We start from the raw sequence: 17,056 nt of genomic DNA on the forward strand, positions 1-17,056 counted from the left end.
CGGTGCCCAGCCGCAACCGCCGCTGCGCACCGCGCTCACGGTTTCCTTGGCACACTGCGCCACGCCGCGTGCGCGGTCTTCAGGAGCCTGCCGTCATGACGATGCTTGTTCGCGCCCGCTGGCAAAGAGTGCCGCGCCTGGTGCGTTGGCCAGTGCTGGCGTTGCCGGTGGTGTACGCAAGCTATCTGCTGCTCGGCAACCTGTTGCTCAACACACCACTCGGGCCGGCCGCGCTCAATCGCAAGCCCGACAGGTTCACCATGCACTGGGGCCCGGCAGTGACCTGGTGGCCGGGCCGCCTGGCGCTGTGGAAGGTGGAGTTGCAGGGCCGTTCGTCACGTAACCGCTGGAACGTCAGCGCGCAGCGCATGAGCGGGCAGGTGCGGCTGTTGCCGTTGCTGCACCGGCAGTTGCGGGTGCCGGAGCTGCACGCGCACGGCGTGCGTGGCGGCATGCAGGCGGTTGCGCCCCCGCCTGGCACCGCCGCGCCGCCCGCGCCGGCAACAACGCCGGACGCACAGGTTGCCACTGCGCTGACCGGCGCAGCCGGCACGACGGGGGCAGCGACCGCACAAGGCAAGACGTCGACAGGCACGCCAGACGTCTCGGCAAGCACGCAGCCGTCCACGCGGATGGTCGACGCAGCCAGCAGCACGCCGCCATCGGCCCAGGCTGCCAACATTGCCGCCCGCCCCGCGGCTCCGCCACCGACCGCTCCGGCCTGGACCCTGCAGTTCGACCGCATCGTCGCCGACCAGGTGCAGGCAGTGACGCTGCGGCAGCTGCAGATCGAAGGCGATGGCCAGCTGCAGCTCGGCCTGTTCAAGCAATTGCGCGGCGGGCCGATGGAACTGTTTCCCACGCGGGCGCGTTTCGACAATGCACGGATGCGCTGGAACAAGAGCGAAGTGCTGCGCAACGGGCAGCTGCGCATCGACGCCAGCATCGCGCGGCATGCGCCGGAGCAGGCGCGCGGGCTGGCGATGCTGCAGCTTGCCGACGCGCAGCTGAGCGTGCATGGCGACACCGCTGCACTGGCTGTCACGCGCAATGCGCAGGGGCGCCACACGGTTGCCACAGGCGCCGGCAAGGGGCGTGCGGATGGGCAGCTGCGCTGGACACGCGGCGCCTTGCAGCCCGGCAGCCAACTGCAATGGCGTGCACCGCTGCACGATGGCACGCGCACGCCGGCTGCCCTGCTGGGCGAGCTTGCAGCGCAACTGCAGGTGGATCAGGACATGCGTCTGCAAGTGAGCATGCCCGAGCCGGCCGATGCCGGGCTGACCCTGGATGCGGATCTGCGCGTGCAGGGCCGGCAACTGCCACTGCAATCGATGCGCAGCCTGCTGCCGCGCACCTCCGGGCATGCGCGCCTGCATTGGCAACTGTCTTCGCTGAGCTGGATTCCGGCGCTGTTCCCCGACGTGGACTGGCTGACGCTGGAAGGCGAGGGCCTGGTGGACGCGGACCTGCGCATCGATCGCGGCCAGCTCGGTGCCGGCAGCCGCCTGCAGGTGCCGCACGTGCGTGCGCATGTCGGCGTGATGGGGCATGCGATCGATGGCCAGGCCAGCGCCGATCTGCGTGTGGGCGCCGATGCAAGCGGACAGCTGCTGCCGGCACTTGCCTTGCAGATGCAGCAGTTCTCGATTGCGCACGGCGACGCGCCCACGCGCCCGTTCGTGCAGGGCCGCGACCTGCGTCTGGAGCTGCAGACGCGCGCCGATGCGCGCAACCTGGCCACCTTGCGCGACGCCACCCGCGCGCATCTGGCGTTTGCCAATGCGCGCGTGCCGGATCTGCGTGCCTACAACCGCTATCTGCCGCAGCAGCAACTGCGCTTCGATGGCGGCAACGGTGTCTTGAGCGGCGATCTGCAGATTGAACCCGGCGGCCGCATCGGCAAGGGCGGCCTGCGGATCGGCGCACGTGCGGCGCGGCTGCAGTTTGCCGGCCTGGCACTGCGCGGCGATGTGGATGCGGACCTGCGCCTGCAGCGCGGCGATCTGCGTGCAGAAAACTTCCGCCTCGATGCCAGCACCATCCAGCTGCGCAATGTCGGATTCACCGGGCCCGATGGCCGGCGTCGCGATGGCTGGTGGGCGCACATCGCACTGGAAGACACCCGCATGCAATGGCGCCAGCCGGTCGGCGTGGATGGACGCGTGCGCATCCAGGTGCGCGACCTGGCGTTCCTGATGGCGCTGTACGCGCGCGACCGGTCGCTTCCGAACTGGATGCTGCAGCTGGTGGATGCCGGCCAGGCGCAGGTGACCGGGCGCGTGCATTGGCAGGGCGACACCGTCATCGTCGACCGGCTGCAGGCGCGCAACGAACGCTTCCAGGTGGATGCGCGCCTGCGCTTGCAGGGCAGTCAGCGCAGCGGCAGCCTGCTTGCGCGCTGGGGTGTGTTGAGCGCGGCAGTCGGCCTGCGCGGCGACACGCCGGAATGGCATCTGCTGCGTGCACCGGAGTGGTACCGGGCCCAGCCCGACCTGCTGCGCTGAGGGCGCCGCACTCCGGCGCGGGGCGGAGGAAAAGCGCCAGTTCTGTACTGCCTGGTGTTGTTTTGCAGTGCAGCGTGCAAGTGGCGTGCGGGGCGCGCACTATGATCCTGCATCCCGACGTGGGGGAGGGAGCAAAGCCCGCTGGCAGTTCGCTGCAAGCGGGCTTTTTTATTGCCCGATGCCTGGCGAGTCAAGCCACCGCACGCCGCTCACCGCGCCAAAAAGCCCAAGCTGTCGAAGGCTAGGCCAGGCCACTGCCGGCCCGCCCGGGGTGCCAATGGCCCACACCTCGCCACCCGCGTGACGGATCGGCCGGTGGCGGCGCCTGCAGGCTCGGCCGGCTTCCGCTAGAATGAGATCAATTCTCATTTGTCGCCGGGCGCCTTGCCGTCCGCACCCAGCCGTTCAGGAGGTCATCGTGTCGGTCACGCAAGGCGCGCTTCATCAGCAGGTGGAGCGCCTGTACACCGACCACCACGGCTGGCTGCAGGGCTGGCTGCGGCGCAAGCTGGGCGATGCGTTCGTGGCTGCCGACCTGGCGCAGGACACCTTCATCAGCGTGATCAGCGCCGGGGCGGCCGAGCAGATCCGCGAACCACGCCCGTTCCTGGCCACCATCGCACGCCGCTTGATGGCGCACCGGCAGCGGCGCAAGTTGCTGGAAACCAGCTACCTGGAACTGCTGGCTGCACTGCCGGAAGAACTGGCGCCGTCGCCGGAGCAGCAACTGCTGGCGCTGGAAGCGGTGCAGCAGGTGGACCAGGCGCTGGATGGCCTGCCGCCCAAGGTGAAGGAAGCCTTCCTGCTGGCGCATCTGCAGGAGCTGAGCTACGCGCAGATCGCGCAGCGGCTGGGCGTGTCCAGCAGCTCGGTCAAGCAATATCTCACGCGTGCCAACCGGCATTGCCTGTTCGCGCTGTCGGCGTGAGCCGCACGGATGGCTGACGCCACCTCAGGCCGCGGCCAAGCCGCTGCTGGCCAGCGCGCACCGCTGGCCGGCGGGCAGCCGATCAGTGCGCAGGTCGCCGACCAGGCTGCCGAGTGGCTGACGGTGCTGATGTCCGGCACCGCGACCCAGGCGCAGCTGCAGCGCTGGCAACAGTGGCGCGATGCGCATCCGGACCATGCGCGGGCCTGGGCGCATATCGAGGCGGTGACCGGACGGCTGAAGACGCTGACCCCGCAGGCGGCCTATCGCAGCCTGTCGCCGTATGCCGGCAGCAGCGGCCAGGCATCGCCGGGCCGGCGCAAGGCGTTGAACCTGCTGCTGTGGGGCGGGGTGGCCGGGGCCACCGGGGTGCTGGCCTCGCGTACCGAACGCTGGCAGCGCGCCACCGCCGACTACGCCACCGCGACGGGGCAGCGCCGCGAGGTGCAGTTGCAGGACGGCAGCCGCATCACCCTCAACACCCGCAGCGCCATCGATGTGCGGTTCGACGCGCAGCAGCGGCTGCTGCAGTTGCTGGCCGGCGAGATCATGGTGACCACCGCGCAGGCGCTGGGCGCGGGCCACGATGCACGGCCCTTGCTGGTGCGCACCGCGCAGGGCGATATCCGCGCATTGGGCACGCGCTTTTGCGTGCGCCAGGACGAGCACGACACCCGGCTGAGCGTGCTGGAAAGTGCGGTGGAGGTGCGCCCGCGTGCGGCCGCGCAGGCCGTCGGGCGCGTGCAGGCAGGGCAGCAGTGCCGGTTTACTGCCGATGCGCTCGGTGCCATCGCGCCGGTCGATGCCCAGGCCGCGGCCTGGCTGCGCGGGCAGCTGATCGCCGACGAGTGGCGCCTGGATGCGTTTGTCGCCGAACTGGGCCGTTATCGCTCCGGGCTGTTGCGCTGCGACCCGCAGGTGGGCGGCCTGCGCGTCTCCGGCGTGTTCCCGCTGGACGACACCGACCGCATCCTGGCGATGCTGCCCAGCGTGCTGCCGGTGCGGGTGAGCCGGCGCAGCCGTTACTGGGTGACGGTGCAGGCGGCCGGGCAGGGCTGAGGCGCTGCCAGCCGGCACGTCGCCAAAAAAAGTGTGCATCCGGGCTGCCCGATTGCCGCCGTTGTGGCACCTCCCCAATGACGGTGTCGGTGCGACACCAAACCTTTGTGGGAACAGCATGTCGATCACTGCCCGCCGCCGCGGCCAACTTTCTTCTTCCTCGTTGCAGCGCAACGCCCTGGTGCAGGCCGTGCAGCGGCCGCTCGGCACGGCCGTGGCGCTTGCGCTGTGCAGCCTGGCACTGTGCGCCGGCATGCCCGATGCAATGGCCCAGACCACGCCCGCCGCGCAGGATGCCCGCCAGGCGTATCGCATCCCCGCCGGCCCGTTGGCGCCGGCACTGCGTGAACTGGCCGGCTCGGCCAACCTGTTGCTGAGCTTCACCGCCGCGCAGACCGACGGCAAGACCACCGCCGGGCTGGAGGGCAACTACACCGCACCGGCCGCGCTGGCGGCGCTGCTGGCCGGCAGCGGCTTGCGGGCCGTGCCGTTGCAGACCGGCGGCTACGTGCTGCGCGCCGCGCCGCAGCCCAGCGCGACCAGGGACGAAGTGGATGCGTGGCTGCTGCCCACCATCAAGGTGACCGCGCAGGCCAACCGCAGTGCGACCACCAGCGGCACCGGCAGCTATACCGCGCGGGCGGTCAGCATCGGCCGCGGCGAGCAGTCGCTCAAGGACATTCCGCAGTCGATCAGCGTGGTCACCCGCCAGTTGATGGACGAGCAGAACATCACCTCGGTCTACGACGCGCTGGCCAGCACCACCGGCATCACCATCGTGCAGAGCCCGCAGGGCGGCAAGTACATCTATTCGCGCGGGTTCGACATCACCACGGTGCAGTACGACGGCGTGCCGCTCAACCGCGGCATGTACGGCCGGGCGAGCAACTACAGCGCCAACATGGGCATCTACGATCGCGCCGAAGTGCTGCGCGGTGCGGCCGGCCTGCTGCAGGGCGCGGGCAACCCGGGTGGCGCGGTGAACCTGGTGCGCAAGCGCCCGCTGGATGTGCCGGGCGTGAGCGTGATGGTGCAGGGCGGCAGCTGGGATCGCTACGGTGCACTGATCGATGGCAGCGCCAACCTCGGCGCCGATGGCGCACTGCGCGCGCGCGGGGTGATCGATTACCAGGATCAGCGCGCGTTCGTCGAGGGGGTCACGCGCCGCACGCCTACCTACTACGGCACGCTCGATTACGCGTTTTCGCCGCAGACCCAGCTCAGCCTGGGCGTGAGCTACGAACAGGTGGAAGGCCGGCCGTTCTTCGGCGGTCTGCCCAGTTTCAGCGATGGCCGCGATATCGGCCTGCCGCGCCGGACCAATCTGGGTGCGTCCTGGAACCGGCAGTCCTCGTCCAATCGCGGGCTGTATCTGGACCTGGACCATCGCTTCACTGCCGATTGGGTGTTCAAGCTCAGTGCGGTGCAGGTGCGCGAGCTGCACGATCTGAAATACGCCAGCTCCAGCCGCGCGATCAATCCGGCCAACGGCACCGGCGCCTTGTTGGCCGCGCGCACCATTTCCGACGCGGATGCGTTCGGCTTCGACGCCAACGTGATCGGGCATTTCAATGCACTGGGGCGCAGGCACGAGTTGGTGATCGGCAGCAACTTCGCCGAGACCACCGTCGATACGGTCTACGGCAACAAGAACAACGTCCAGACCTTCAATGTGTTCGCTCTGCAGCGCAATGTGCGCCCGATCAGCGATGCGGAAATCTTCGCCAATGCACGCGAGGCCCGGCATGGCACCTCGCGCGAATTCGGCGTGTATGGCGCATTGCGCTGGCAGCTGACCGACCCGTTGAGGGCCATCGTCGGCACCCGCGTGAGCTGGCACGACACCCGCTGGAACACCACCACCACCGGGCTGTCGCCGTCGCAATCGATCGAGCACACCCGCGAGACCGGGCAGGTCACGCCGTACGCCGGCCTGTTGTACGCCTTGAGCCCGACCTGGTCGGCCTATGCCAGTTACGCGGACATCTTCCAGCCGCAGAACGCGCAGACCGAAGCGGGCGAGATGCTCAAGCCGATGACCGGTGCCAACTACGAGCTGGGCCTCAAGGGCGAGTGGCTGGACGGGCGCATCAATACCGCGCTTGCGCTGTTCCAGATCGAGCAGAAAAACCGCGCCCAGGCCGACCTGAGCACCAGCCCCACCTGCCGCAACAACGATTTCTGCTACATCGACAGCGGCAAGGTGCGCAGCCGCGGCTTCGATGCCGAAGTCAGCGGCGAGGTGCTGCGCGACTGGAACGTGTTTGCCGGCTACACCTTCAACCGCACCACCTACCTGCAGGATGTCAGCAGCCAGGGCCAGACCTTCAACAGCTACACGCCCAAGCACCTGCTGCGGGTATGGACCACCTACCGGCTGCCGGGCGTGCTGCAGGATGTCACCGTCGGCGGCGGTGTCAGCGCGCAGAGCGCGGCGTACCGGCAGATCGGCACTGCCACCGCGCCGATCCAGGGGCGTGCGGTCTGGAACGCGTTGGCGCGGTATCAGGTCAACCGGCAGTGGTCGGTGGCGGTCAATCTCAACAACGTGTTCGACAAGCACTACGACACCACCTTGTCGAGCTTCGTTAACGGGCGCTATTACGGCGAACCGCGCAATGTGATGGTGACCCTGCGCGGCGCGCTGTGATGCGTGCACGCGTGCGGCGGTGGTGCCTGGTGCGTGCCGGATGAGAGATGGCTTTCGTCAAAGCATGGCCTGGCTGCACACCTGGTGCGGCCTGAGCTGCGGCTGGCTGCTGTGCGCGATCTTCCTGACCGGCACGCTCAGCGTGTTCCGCGATCCGATCACCCGCTGGATGCAGGCCGCACCGGCGCTGCCGAGCGCGCGCATGCACACGGTCCTGTCGGAAGACGCGCTGGTGCCGCGTGCACTGGCGCAACTGCGCCAGCTTGCGCCGCAGGCGCGCCTGTGGCGGATCAGCCTGCCCACGCATCCGGGCGAGGCGCTCACGCTGGTCTGGCGGACTTCCGATGGCCAGGATCAGGCAGTGCTGGATCCCGGCAGCGGTGAGTTGCTGCCATCGCCGTGGGGCCGGCAGACCGAAGGCGGCCGGCATTTCATGAGCTTCCACTACACCTTGCACGGCGGCATTCCCGGCTATTGGCTGGTGGGTTGGGTGTCGATGTGCGGGCTGATCGCGCTGGTGTCCGGGGTGATCGTGCACAAGCGGATCTTTCTGGATGTCTTCACCTTCCGCCCGGGCAAGGGCCAGCGCTCGTGGCTGGACGCACACAACGCCACGGCGGTGCTGACGCTGCCGTTCCTGCTGATGATCGTCTACACCGGCCTGGCGTATTTCTACACCAGCTACGTACCCGGGCCGTTGCAGGCGCTGTACGGCAGCGACGAGGACGCGTACACGCGCTATGCCGATGCGCTGGCGCCGGCAGTGCCTGCGGCCAGCGCAGGCGAAAAAATCCCGGTCAACAGCGTGCCCGCCTACCTGCCGGAGCTGGTGCAGCATGCAGCGGTGCTCAATGGTGCGCCTGCGCAGACACTGGTGATCGAGCGGCCCGATCGCCCTGACAGCAGGCTGCGTGTGATCGCGCGCGCGGCCGATACCGGCCGCGCGCGGCGCCTGCTCAACCCCGCCAGCAGCGTGGTGTTCGACGCAAACAGCGGCGTGGTGCTGGAGCGGCATGCGGATGCTGCACGGATGCAGCTGCACGCGCAGGACGTGGAGGAGGCCGTCAAGACCTTGCACGTGGCCGGTTTCGGCGGCTGGACCAGCAAGTGGCTGTACTTCATCTGCGGCCTGGCCGGCACCTTGATGATGGCCACCGGCACGCTGCTGTTTTCGATCAAGCGGCGCCGGCGCAGCGAACAGGAGTTCGGCGCGGCCACGGCCGGCATCTATCGGGTGGTGGAAGCGCTCAATGTCGCCGCGCTTGCGGGAACCGCGTTGGCCAGCATCGCGTATGTCTACGCCAACCGCCTGGTGCCGGCTGCGCAGGCCGCGCGCAGCCAGATCGAGATCCACGCATTCCTGTGGGTGTGGGCGGCCACGCTGCTGCATGCGCTGCTGCGCCGGCCCGCGCGTGCCTGGGTGGAACAACTGGCGATGACCGCGTTGCTGTGCCTGGGCTTGCCGCTGCTCAATGCGGTCACCACCGGACAGCACCTGGGTGTGTATCTGGCGGCCGACGACCTGCAGCGCGCCGGGGTCGAGCTGGTCTCGCTCGTCTTCGGCGTTGCATTTGCCTGCGCGGCGTATCGTGTGCACCGCAGGACTGCGCAACCGCTGCCGGTGCGCAGCAGGCGTGGTGGCGCAACCCGGCGGGAGGTGTCGTGAGGCGTGCTCCCGGCACCGGGGCGGTGACGCGCTACCGCTGGTCGGTTGCCGGTCGCGTGCTCGCTGCCAGTGTCGGCGGCTATGTGCTGACCTCCACCGGTTGCAGTGTGCTTGCGCAGCTGCTGTCCCGCTTTGCCGGCGTGTCGCCTGCGGTATCGGTGCTGGGCACGACCTTGCTGAGTTTCGCCATCTACACCGTCGTCGTGCTGTGGATGTTTCGTGCGCGCAGTGCGTTGCGCATGTGGGGGTGGCTGGGCGTGGGCAGCGCCGTGCTGGGGGGTGTGAACTGGGCGCTGGGACATCCGCCATGGACGGGCTGACGGCGGCGTTGCTGGGGACCGCGCTCTGCCATGCCGCACTGATGGCCCTGGCCGTGGCGATGCATCGCCATTACGAGCAGCTCACCAGTCGCCGCACTGCACCGGTCACACAGCGACGGTGGCTGCGTTCGGTGGGTGTCTGTCTGTTGATCGCCGCGCTGGCGCTGTGCGTGCTGGTCTGGGGCGGCACGGTGGGCACCTTGTTGTGGCTTGGGTTTGTCAGCGTGGCCGCGCTGTGGGTGGCGCTGGGCCTGGCGTACGCGCCGCGCTGGAGTGCAGGGCTGGCCGTGCTGCTGGGCGGCGCAGCATGCGCCGTGATGGCTTGGCACGTGCTGTAGTTTGTGTTGCTTGCTGGTTGTTGCTTGAAGACCACACACACCGACCATCCCGCCTGGTCCTCGCCCGCCCACCGTCGCGGGACCTTACGCGGCATGGATGCCGCGTAAGAGCCTCCATGGACGGATTCACGGCGTGTCCCGCGATGATGGGCAGGCGAGGGCCCTGCAGCCAAGCGCCAGGTCGACTGCTCTACCGCTAAGGACCCACCGCAGGCATGTGCCGCCATCGCGCAGGGATGCCAGAATCGCCGCATGTCTCCGCCTACCCCATCCATGTCTCCTGCGCTCACCGCCCTGATCGAGCGGGCCGTGGCGCGTGTTCGTCATGCCGTGCCGGCCGACCAGCCCTGGCCGGGCGATGACGTCGATCGGCACCTCGCACAGGTTGCGCTCGCCAGCGAGTTTGCGCTCGATACCCTGGCGCGCCAGCCGGCGTTGCTGCAGCACCTGGCGCAGGCGGATCCACCGCCGTTGCCGCTGCCGCTGCTGGACCCCGCACAGCCCCAGGCCTGGCCCGCGCAGCTGCGGCGTTACCGCAGCGCCGAATCCACGCGCCTGGTCTGGCGCGATGTACTCGGCCTGGATCGTGTCGATGCCACCCTGGCCGGTGCCACCCGCCTGGCCGAAACCTGCCTGCAATGTGGGCTGCAGGCATTGGAGCAGCAATTCCGCGACCGCCACGGCCAGGTGATTGCCGAAGACGGCAGCGTGCAGCGGCTGGTGGTGTTCGGGCTGGGCAAGCTCGGTGGGGGCGAGCTGAATTTTTCCTCGGATGTGGATCTGGTCTATGCGTATCCGCAGGGCGGCCAATCCGATGGTGCCCGTCCGCTGGCAGCGGAGGAATACTTTGCACGCCTGGGCCAGCAGCTGGCCAAGCTGCTCGACGAAACCACTGCCGATGGCTTCAGCCATCGTGTGGACCTGCGCCTGCGTCCGTTCGGCACGGCCGGGCGGGTGGCCTTGTCGTTCACCGGCATGGACCAGTACTTCCAGCGCGAAGGGCGCGACTGGGAGCGCTATGCCTGGCTCAAGGCGCGCGCGGTGGCCGGCGATATCGATGCCGGCGAAGCCTGGCTGGAGACGCTACGCCCCTTCGTCTACCGGCGGTATCTGGACTTCACCGCGCTGGACGGCTTGCGCGAGATGAAGGCGGCGATCACTGCCGAAGTCGCCCGGCACGATCGCCTGGACGACATCAAGCGCGGGCCGGGTGGCATCCGCGAGATCGAGTTCCTGGCGCAATCGCTGCAGCTGATTCGCGGCGGACGCGAACCGAGCCTGCGCGAGCGTCGCCTGCTGCCGGCCTTGCAGGCGTTGGTGGACGCAGGCCAGATCGATGCGGACAACGGGCAGGCATTGACCGAGGCGTATCGCTTCCTGCGCCGGCTGGAGAATCGTCTGCAGATGTTGCGCGATGCACAGACCCATGCCTTGCCGCAGGCGCCGCTGGATCGCGAACGCATCGCGCTGGGCCTGGGCCATGCGGATTGGCCAGCCTTGTTGCAGGCACTCGCTCCGCAACGCGCGCGCGTTGCCGCCGAATTCGCCGAGCTGCTGGCACCGCGCGTGCGCGCCAGCGCGCCCGATGCGCTGGCCGACTACTGGCGCGCCCTGCCCGAAGGGGATGCCGCGCCGCTGGCCGGCATCGGCTTGCACGACCCAGGCGGCGCGCATCAGGTGCTGGCCGATTTTGCGCAGTCCTCCGGCGTGCGTGCGCTCTCCGATACCGCAAGCGCGCGCCTGGACCGGGTCATGCCGGCGTTGCTGCAGGCGGCCACCCGCGCCAGCCAACCCGATGCGGCCGTGCGCCGCATGCTTGGCCTGCTGCAATCCACCTTGCGCCGCACCAGCTACCTGGCCCTGCTGGACGAACAACCCAGCGCACTCGCACGCCTGGTCGATGTGCTCTCGCGCAGCGCCTTGCTGGCCGAGCGCCTGGCGGCGTATCCGCTGTTGCTGGACGAACTGCTCGACACCCGCATCAGCGGCCCGCTGCCCGACCGCGATGCCTTGCAGGCTGCATGCCTGGACACCTTGCAGATCGAAGATACCGAAGCGGCGCTGCGCGAACTCAACGAGCGCCGCCTCGCGTTGAGTTTCCGCATTGCATTGGCCACGCTCGATGGCCGCCAGCTGGCCGTGGACAGCACCCAGCAGCTGGCCTGGCTGGCCGAAGCAGTGGTGCAGACGGTGCTGCAGCTGGCGCGCCGCGAACTGATCGCCGCGCACGGGCAGGTGCCGGGCGGGGCGTTCGCCATCATCGGCTACGGCAGCCTGGGTGGCCTGGAGCTGGGCTTCGGCTCGGACCTGGATCTGGTGTTTCTCTACGACCACCCGCGGCAGGTGGAGGCTTCCGATGGCAAGCGACCGTTGGACGCCGGGCGCTGGTTTGCGCGGCTGGCGCAGAAGGTGATGACCTTGCTGGCCGCCGAAACCGGCGCCGGCCGTCTCTACGAGATCGACGTGCGGCTGCGCCCGGACGGTGGCAAGGGCGCACTGGTGTCCTCGCTGGCCAGTTACCGCGACTACCAGCAGGCCCGCGCCTGGACCTGGGAACATCAGGCGCTGGTGCGTGCGCGTGCGGTGGCCGGCGATGCGGCGCTCTGCGCGGCCTTCGCGCAGGTGCGTGCCGACACCCTGACACGCGTGCGCGACACCGCGGCGCTGCACGAGGACGTGCGCAAGATGCGCGCGCGCATGCGCAGCGAACTGGATCGCAGCGATGCGGGGCGACTGGATCTCAAGCAGGGCGCCGGCGGCCTGGTCGATCTGGAATTCGTCCTGCAGGCCGGCGTGCTCGGCCAGGCCGCACAGCATCCGGCGCTGCTGCTGGCCTGCGCCACGCCCGGCTTGATCGATGCATTGGTGCAGGCGCAATGGCTGCCGGCCGAGAGCGCAGCAGCGCTGCACCAGGCCCACGCCACGCTGGTGGAAGCGGGCCTGGGTTGCACCCTGGATCGCCGGCCGCGGTTGATTGCACCGACCCCGTCCATCCAGCAGGCACGGCACAGCATCTTCACCATCGCGCACGCACAAGGGCTGGCGTTTCCGGTTGGCAAGGACGTGGCAGCGCCATCGCCTTGATCGGCCGGTATCCGGGCGTCGCGACGCTTGCGACATGCAGCGAGTGCGGTACGCAGACCGGGCTGGCAAAGCGCAGCGGGCTGGAATCGCATCCATCCACCGCGCCAGTTGCTGGCCTGCTGGGCTGGGCGCAGGCGCCCCGGTCAGCCCTGCGGCCGCGGCGCACTGCGCCACAGCAGCGCGCGGAACGGGCCGAGCAGGAACACGCCCATGCCCAGCTTCACCGCCAGGTCGCCAGCGGCCCAGCTGATCCACGGCAGGCCCGCACCGGCAAAGGCGATGCTCCAGAAGATCGCCGTATCCAGCGTGGCGCTGCAGGTGGTGGCCACGATCGGCGCGCGCCACCAGCTGCCGCTGCGCAACCGGTCGAACACGCTGATATCCAGCAACTGCGCGGCGATGAAGGCGATGCAGGAGGCCGCCGCGATGCGCGGGGTGGCCAGCCACAGCGACAACGCCACCGCCAGCGCAAAGCCGCACCAGGCGACCTTGCGCGCCGCGCGCGGGCCGAAGCGGCGATTGATCAGGTTGCTCACCAGGAACGCCAGCGGATACGAGAACGCGCCCCAGGTCAGCCAGTCGTTGATCGGGTACTGCACCAGGATGTTGGACAGCAGCACCACCGCGCCCATGGCCAGGACCGCCCACGCCAATGCGCGCGCAGTGAGTGGGGTGAACGGCATGGGCGGGTTGATCGGCATGGCGGTGCGGCAGTGACAGGGCAGTGCGGATTATCCGCGCGTCGGCGCATGCGGGCCAGTGCGCATCGCCGTGCATGACCAACGCGGCAGCGTGTTGCCGGTGGCAACAGCGTCTTGGTCAGCGGATGGCGGCAAGCATGGTGGCGTGACGCCGTGCGGATTGCTTGTGTTCGCGCGGCCGCGGTGCCTTATCGATCCAGTGTGCGTTTGAGCGCATGCCGGCGTGCAGCACGCACATGCCTCCGAAGACATCGCCAACCCGCATGTACACCGCTGCCACGGGCGGCGCGACCAGGAGCACGCGGGCAATTGCGTGCGTGCCAGGCATCGGTGCGCCAAGGCTCTGCAACTGCACGCGGCTATGCGCGTCGGTGACGATCAGCAAACCGGCGCGCAGGCAGTTCGGCAGGCTGCGGAAAATGCCTCTGCGCGTCCCGCGCGTCCCGCGCGTCCCGCCGTGTCCGCAAACAGTGTGTCAGCACAGCCCCATCCCGACCTGGTGTGTCGGTCAGGAGCTTGCCGGCGTCACCAAATCTTGCTGCTGTTCTGCGCAGCGGATTCTGCGGTCGGCACGAACGCCAGCGCCTGGCCTTGCGGCGACTGCACCGTCCAGCCCGCACCGGCCGGACTCGGCTGGAAGGTCACCGTGTCGCCAACGCGAAAGCCCGCAGTCGGGTCGTCCTGGCGTGCCGGCCAGCGCAGCAGTGCCGTGTTCTCGGCTTCTGCTGGATCCTGCAGCTGCACTTCGCAGCCGCCGTCGGTGGCTTTCTCCACCGACTTGACCCGCATCGGCGGCAACGGCCCTGCGGAGGCCTTGTGCGATGCCTCGCCGAGGGCTTCCGACCCTGCCACCGCACTGTGGCCCAGCGCCAGCGACACGAAATACGGCGCGGAGATCACCAGGATCGCCGACATCGCCGAGGCATCGCCGCGGGTGATCGTGGTCAAGCCTGCGTTGGCCGGCAGCGGCTGGCCGAACGCGATGGCGAGCAACAACCCGAGGCCGGCAGATCGAAGAGGAATGGTCATGGGGACGCTCCGTGCGTGGCGACGCTGTGGGGAATGGAATCATCCTGCTGCAGCATCCGTTGCTGCTGCAGGAAATCGAATACCGACTCGACCGTGATCACCGAATAGTTGCCGGAGATGCGCTCGCTGGCGGGATGGTCGGTGACCGCGGCATTGGCGACGAAGAAACGGGCGCCAATACGCTCGCTTAAGTCGAGATGCAGGTGCGCAGGTTGGTAGCCATTGCGCTTGAGCCAGGCCTGGGCGCTGCATCGATCGCTCACCGGCGCAGCTGCCGCATCTGCTGCGTGGGTCGCCGCCAATGCCGCGGCCAGCACTTCGAGCACCCACTGGTTGGAGTTCTGGTAATCGGTGGAGAACGGGTAGGCGATCATGCTGTAGCGCGCCTGGTGCAGCGCATGTGCCAGCGTGGCCGGATCCTGCAGCAACGTGCGCAGTTGCTGCTGCAGCGCCGGTGCCGGCACGCCGACGCGCAGATCGGCAGCGAGGGCACTTTCGCCGATGAAGTTGCTCAGACCTTCGTGATACAGCGCCGAGGTATCCGACTTGCAGTGATTGAGCAGGTGCTTGACCCGCCAGGTGCCGTCGTCCTCGCGCAGCGCGAAGGCCAGATGGCTGTGCTTCAACCCATAGCGGCTCAGATCCTGGCCGCCGCGTGCCAGCAGCACCACCTGCGCACCGTCCACCGCGTCCAGCGCCTGCTGGGTGGACCTGGCCATGTCGAACATCGCTGCCAGCGTGGCGGGTGTCGGATAGTGCGGAGTGCACACCGGCGCGGCGAAGGCGGGGAGTGCGCACGTCAGGGAGACGAGCAACAGCGCCGTTGCAGGCCAACCACGCCGTTTGTGTGCAAGTTGCATGGGGAGTGCATCGTCCTTGTGTCTGTCCCGTGGCATCGGCGGCGGCACCATCATACGTGCAGGCGTTCGCGCACCAGTGCGGCAATGCGCTGGGTTTCGCGCAGTGGTCGTAGCAGCGACGGCGTTGCAAGGACATCCCCTGCATCGCCTAGACGGCCATGCGCCTGCAGTGCCCGCAGATACGTCGCCACCCGGCCCTGCGCGTGTTCGGCAAACGCCGCCACCACCGGGACCCGCGTGGCGCAGGCTTCGGAGAGCAGGTTGACCGAATCGGCGCTGGCCACGATCGCATCGGCCCAGCCCAGCAGGCCGGCATACGGGTTGGGCCCATCGCGCTCGTCGCACCACAGCAGGCCTGGCAGGCCCGCATGCGCCTTGCGCAACGACGCGATCGCCTCGGGCGGGGTGCGCCGGGAGGTGGTGACCAGCAGGCTGCCGCCGGCCGCGCGCACCTGCGCGCGGAGCTGCCTGCACAGCGCCGCAAGCGCCTGGGTGGTCCAGGGCACCTGCGCGGTCGGGCCGCCGATCAACAGCGCCACGCGTGGGCCGGGCAGCGCGCCGAGCCGGGCGAAGGCGGCGCGCCCGGCGGCCAGCCAGGCATCGTCCACCGGGTTCAGGCTGCCGAGTAATGTGATCACGTTCGCGCCGCGCAGCGCATCGTGCTCGGGCACGACCAGCAGATCCCAGTGGCGCGGGGCCAGCCGCGGGTCCAGGATCTGCACCGCCTGGCTGCCGCGCGCGCGCAGCAGCCGGGTGGCCAGCGCGGCCTGGCGCCCGCAGCCGATCACAAGCTGTGGTGGCTGCTGCAACTGCCGGGCAACGCCGGGTCCGAAGGCAGCCTGCGCACCCGGCAACAGGCGCGGTGCGGCCCAACGCCATGGCGCGCGGGCCTGCAGATGCAGTGCCGTGACCGGCGTGGAGTGCAGCGCCTGCGCCAGGGCCTCGGCCTGGCGGGCATTGCCGGCGCGGCCGTCGCTCACCGCCCAGGTCAGCGCCATCGTTTCAGATCCGACATAGATTTGTTTCAGATTGAGCGTGTGTTGCAGCAATCGCGTCACTCTACACTGCGGGTCTTCACGCTGGCGCCCGTGCCGCACCCTACTGTCGCCCATTCCCTTGCTTCCCGGAGTCTCCATGTCCGACTTGCTCGACGCTGCCGCGCTGGATCAGCTGTTTCGTACCGCCCGCACGCAAAACGCCTTTCTCGACAAGCCGGTCAGCGAAGCGCAGCTGCGCGAGCTCTACGACCTGCTGAAGTGGGGCCCGACCGCGGCCAACGGGTCGCCGGCACGTTTCGTGTTCGTGACCACGCCCGAGGGCAAGCAGAAGCTCAAGCCGGCGTTGTCCGAGGCCAATGCCGCCAAGACGCTGGCCGCGCCGGTCACGGTGATCGTCGGCTCCGACGAGGAGTTCCACGAAAAGCTGCCGTACCTGTTCCCGCATGCCGACGCCAAGAGCTGGTTCGAGGGTTCGCGCGAGATGCGCGCAACCGGCGCGTTCCGTAACAGCTCGCTGCAGGGCGCCTACCTGATCCTGGCCGCACGTGCGCTGGGTCTGGATGCCGGCCCGATGTCTGGCTTCGACAACGCCAAGGTGGATGCGGCGTTCTTTGCCGGCACGCCGATCAAGTCCAACTTTCTGATCAATCTTGGCTACGGCGATCCGGCCGGGCTGTTCCCGCGGCTGCCGCGCCTGGGCTTCGACGAAGCCGCACGCATCGAGTAAGCGCGGCCGACAACCGGCTGCGCGCACCGTCAGGCGGGCGCAGCCGGCGCTCCGGCAACAGGGTGCCACGTACACTCCGGCTGCGGAGCGCGCCACCTGCACGCCCCTGGCGACCGCGCGCGGTGTGCAATTGCGCTCTGGCGCATCCGTTTTCCTGCAGTCCTCGTCCGTCTGCGTCCGTTCCATCCG

General features: G+C 69.0%; 14 protein-coding genes. 9 read left to right on the plus strand and 5 right to left on the minus strand.

All coding sequences use genetic code 11. The features are described 5' to 3' along the window. The first annotated feature begins 95 nt into the window (after positions 1-95). The 8 genes from C0541_RS01495 to glnE all read left to right on the plus strand — a co-directional run bounded on the left by C0541_RS01495 (position 96) and on the right by glnE (position 12,552). Complete coding sequence (locus C0541_RS01495; RefSeq protein ID WP_115045381.1) at positions 96-2,507, plus strand: hypothetical protein; 2,412 nt, start codon at positions 96-98, stop codon at positions 2,505-2,507. A 418-nt stretch (positions 2,508-2,925) separates the two neighbouring features. Then, a complete protein-coding gene (locus tag C0541_RS01500; protein WP_115045382.1) occupies positions 2,926-3,435 on the plus strand; it encodes a sigma-70 family RNA polymerase sigma factor in 510 nt (169 codons plus the stop codon). Positions 3,436-3,444: 9 nt separating this feature from the next. Then, positions 3,445-4,494, plus strand: a complete 1,050-nt coding sequence (locus C0541_RS01505; protein ID WP_115045383.1) for a FecR domain-containing protein — start codon at positions 3,445-3,447, stop codon at positions 4,492-4,494. 118 nt (positions 4,495-4,612) lie between these two features. After that, the gene (locus C0541_RS01510; RefSeq protein WP_161959824.1) at positions 4,613-7,144 is read left to right on the plus strand and encodes a TonB-dependent siderophore receptor; all 2,532 of its coding nucleotides are present in this window, start codon (positions 4,613-4,615) and stop codon (positions 7,142-7,144) included. Positions 7,145-7,208: 64 nt separating this feature from the next. Next, the gene (locus C0541_RS01515) at positions 7,209-8,810 is read left to right on the plus strand and encodes a PepSY-associated TM helix domain-containing protein (RefSeq protein WP_238601234.1); all 1,602 of its coding nucleotides are present in this window, start codon (positions 7,209-7,211) and stop codon (positions 8,808-8,810) included. Then, the gene (locus tag C0541_RS01520; RefSeq protein WP_115045385.1) at positions 8,807-9,130 is read left to right on the plus strand and encodes a hypothetical protein; all 324 of its coding nucleotides are present in this window, start codon (positions 8,807-8,809) and stop codon (positions 9,128-9,130) included. Before C0541_RS01515 ends, C0541_RS01520 begins: the two co-directional genes overlap by 4 nt. Continuing rightward, entirely contained in the window at positions 9,118-9,468 is a 351-nt protein-coding gene (locus tag C0541_RS01525) for a DUF3325 domain-containing protein (RefSeq protein WP_115045386.1), read from the plus strand. Before C0541_RS01520 ends, C0541_RS01525 begins: the two co-directional genes overlap by 13 nt. A gap of 252 nt (positions 9,469-9,720) precedes the next feature. Next, positions 9,721-12,552, plus strand: coding sequence for a bifunctional [glutamate--ammonia ligase]-adenylyl-L-tyrosine phosphorylase/[glutamate--ammonia-ligase] adenylyltransferase (glnE, locus tag C0541_RS01530; RefSeq protein WP_115045387.1), 2,832 nt, complete (start codon positions 9,721-9,723; stop codon positions 12,550-12,552). 143 nt (positions 12,553-12,695) lie between these two features. Here glnE and C0541_RS01535 read toward each other — a convergent pair whose 3' ends face one another. From C0541_RS01535 to C0541_RS01555, 5 genes are all read right to left on the minus strand, one after another. Next, positions 12,696-13,253: a VUT family protein gene (locus C0541_RS01535; protein ID WP_115045388.1), complete on the minus strand. Its 558-nt coding sequence runs from the start codon at positions 13,251-13,253 to the stop codon at positions 12,696-12,698. Positions 13,254-13,371: 118 nt separating this feature from the next. Continuing rightward, a complete protein-coding gene (locus C0541_RS01540) occupies positions 13,372-13,638 on the minus strand; it encodes a hypothetical protein (protein WP_115045389.1) in 267 nt (88 codons plus the stop codon). Positions 13,639-13,778: 140 nt separating this feature from the next. Continuing rightward, the gene (locus C0541_RS01545) at positions 13,779-14,282 is read right to left on the minus strand and encodes a hypothetical protein (RefSeq protein WP_115045390.1); all 504 of its coding nucleotides are present in this window, start codon (positions 14,280-14,282) and stop codon (positions 13,779-13,781) included. Next, positions 14,279-15,142 carry a DUF2145 domain-containing protein gene (locus C0541_RS01550; protein WP_115045391.1) on the minus strand — a complete coding sequence of 288 codons (864 nt, stop codon included), beginning with the start codon at positions 15,140-15,142 and terminating at the stop codon, positions 14,279-14,281. Before C0541_RS01550 ends, C0541_RS01545 begins: the two co-directional genes overlap by 4 nt. Positions 15,143-15,192: 50 nt before the next feature. Next, positions 15,193-16,140, minus strand: coding sequence for a mitochondrial fission ELM1 family protein (locus C0541_RS01555; RefSeq protein ID WP_115045392.1), 948 nt, complete (start codon positions 16,138-16,140; stop codon positions 15,193-15,195). A 136-nt stretch (positions 16,141-16,276) separates the two neighbouring features. Here C0541_RS01555 and C0541_RS01560 point away from each other — a divergent pair, with 136 nt between their 5' ends. Further along, a complete protein-coding gene (locus C0541_RS01560) occupies positions 16,277-16,867 on the plus strand; it encodes a malonic semialdehyde reductase (RefSeq protein ID WP_115045393.1) in 591 nt (196 codons plus the stop codon). The last annotated feature ends 189 nt before the right edge of the window (positions 16,868-17,056 follow it).

The organism is Xanthomonas arboricola, from assembly GCF_003353015.1.
Lineage (GTDB): Bacteria > Pseudomonadota > Gammaproteobacteria > Xanthomonadales > Xanthomonadaceae > Xanthomonas > Xanthomonas arboricola_E.

What these genes read in the sequence shown, in the direction of transcription:
- C0541_RS01560 (WP_115045393.1), top strand. Translation starts at nt 16,277, where the DNA reads ATGTCCGACTTGCTCGACGCTGCCGCGCTGGATCAGCTGTTTCGTACC.
- C0541_RS01555 (WP_115045392.1), bottom strand. Translation starts at nt 16,140, where the DNA reads ATGGCGCTGACCTGGGCGGTGAGCGACGGCCGCGCCGGCAATGCCCGC.
- C0541_RS01525 (WP_115045386.1), top strand. Translation starts at nt 9,118, where the DNA reads ATGGACGGGCTGACGGCGGCGTTGCTGGGGACCGCGCTCTGCCATGCC.
- C0541_RS01515 (WP_238601234.1), top strand. Translation starts at nt 7,209, where the DNA reads ATGGCCTGGCTGCACACCTGGTGCGGCCTGAGCTGCGGCTGGCTGCTG.
- C0541_RS01535 (WP_115045388.1), bottom strand. Translation starts at nt 13,253, where the DNA reads ATGCCGATCAACCCGCCCATGCCGTTCACCCCACTCACTGCGCGCGCA.
- C0541_RS01510 (WP_161959824.1), top strand. Translation starts at nt 4,613, where the DNA reads ATGTCGATCACTGCCCGCCGCCGCGGCCAACTTTCTTCTTCCTCGTTG.
- C0541_RS01495 (WP_115045381.1), top strand. Translation starts at nt 96, where the DNA reads ATGACGATGCTTGTTCGCGCCCGCTGGCAAAGAGTGCCGCGCCTGGTG.
- glnE (WP_115045387.1), top strand. Translation starts at nt 9,721, where the DNA reads ATGTCTCCGCCTACCCCATCCATGTCTCCTGCGCTCACCGCCCTGATC.
- C0541_RS01550 (WP_115045391.1), bottom strand. Translation starts at nt 15,142, where the DNA reads ATGCAACTTGCACACAAACGGCGTGGTTGGCCTGCAACGGCGCTGTTG.
- C0541_RS01505 (WP_115045383.1), top strand. Translation starts at nt 3,445, where the DNA reads ATGGCTGACGCCACCTCAGGCCGCGGCCAAGCCGCTGCTGGCCAGCGC.
- C0541_RS01545 (WP_115045390.1), bottom strand. Translation starts at nt 14,282, where the DNA reads ATGACCATTCCTCTTCGATCTGCCGGCCTCGGGTTGTTGCTCGCCATC.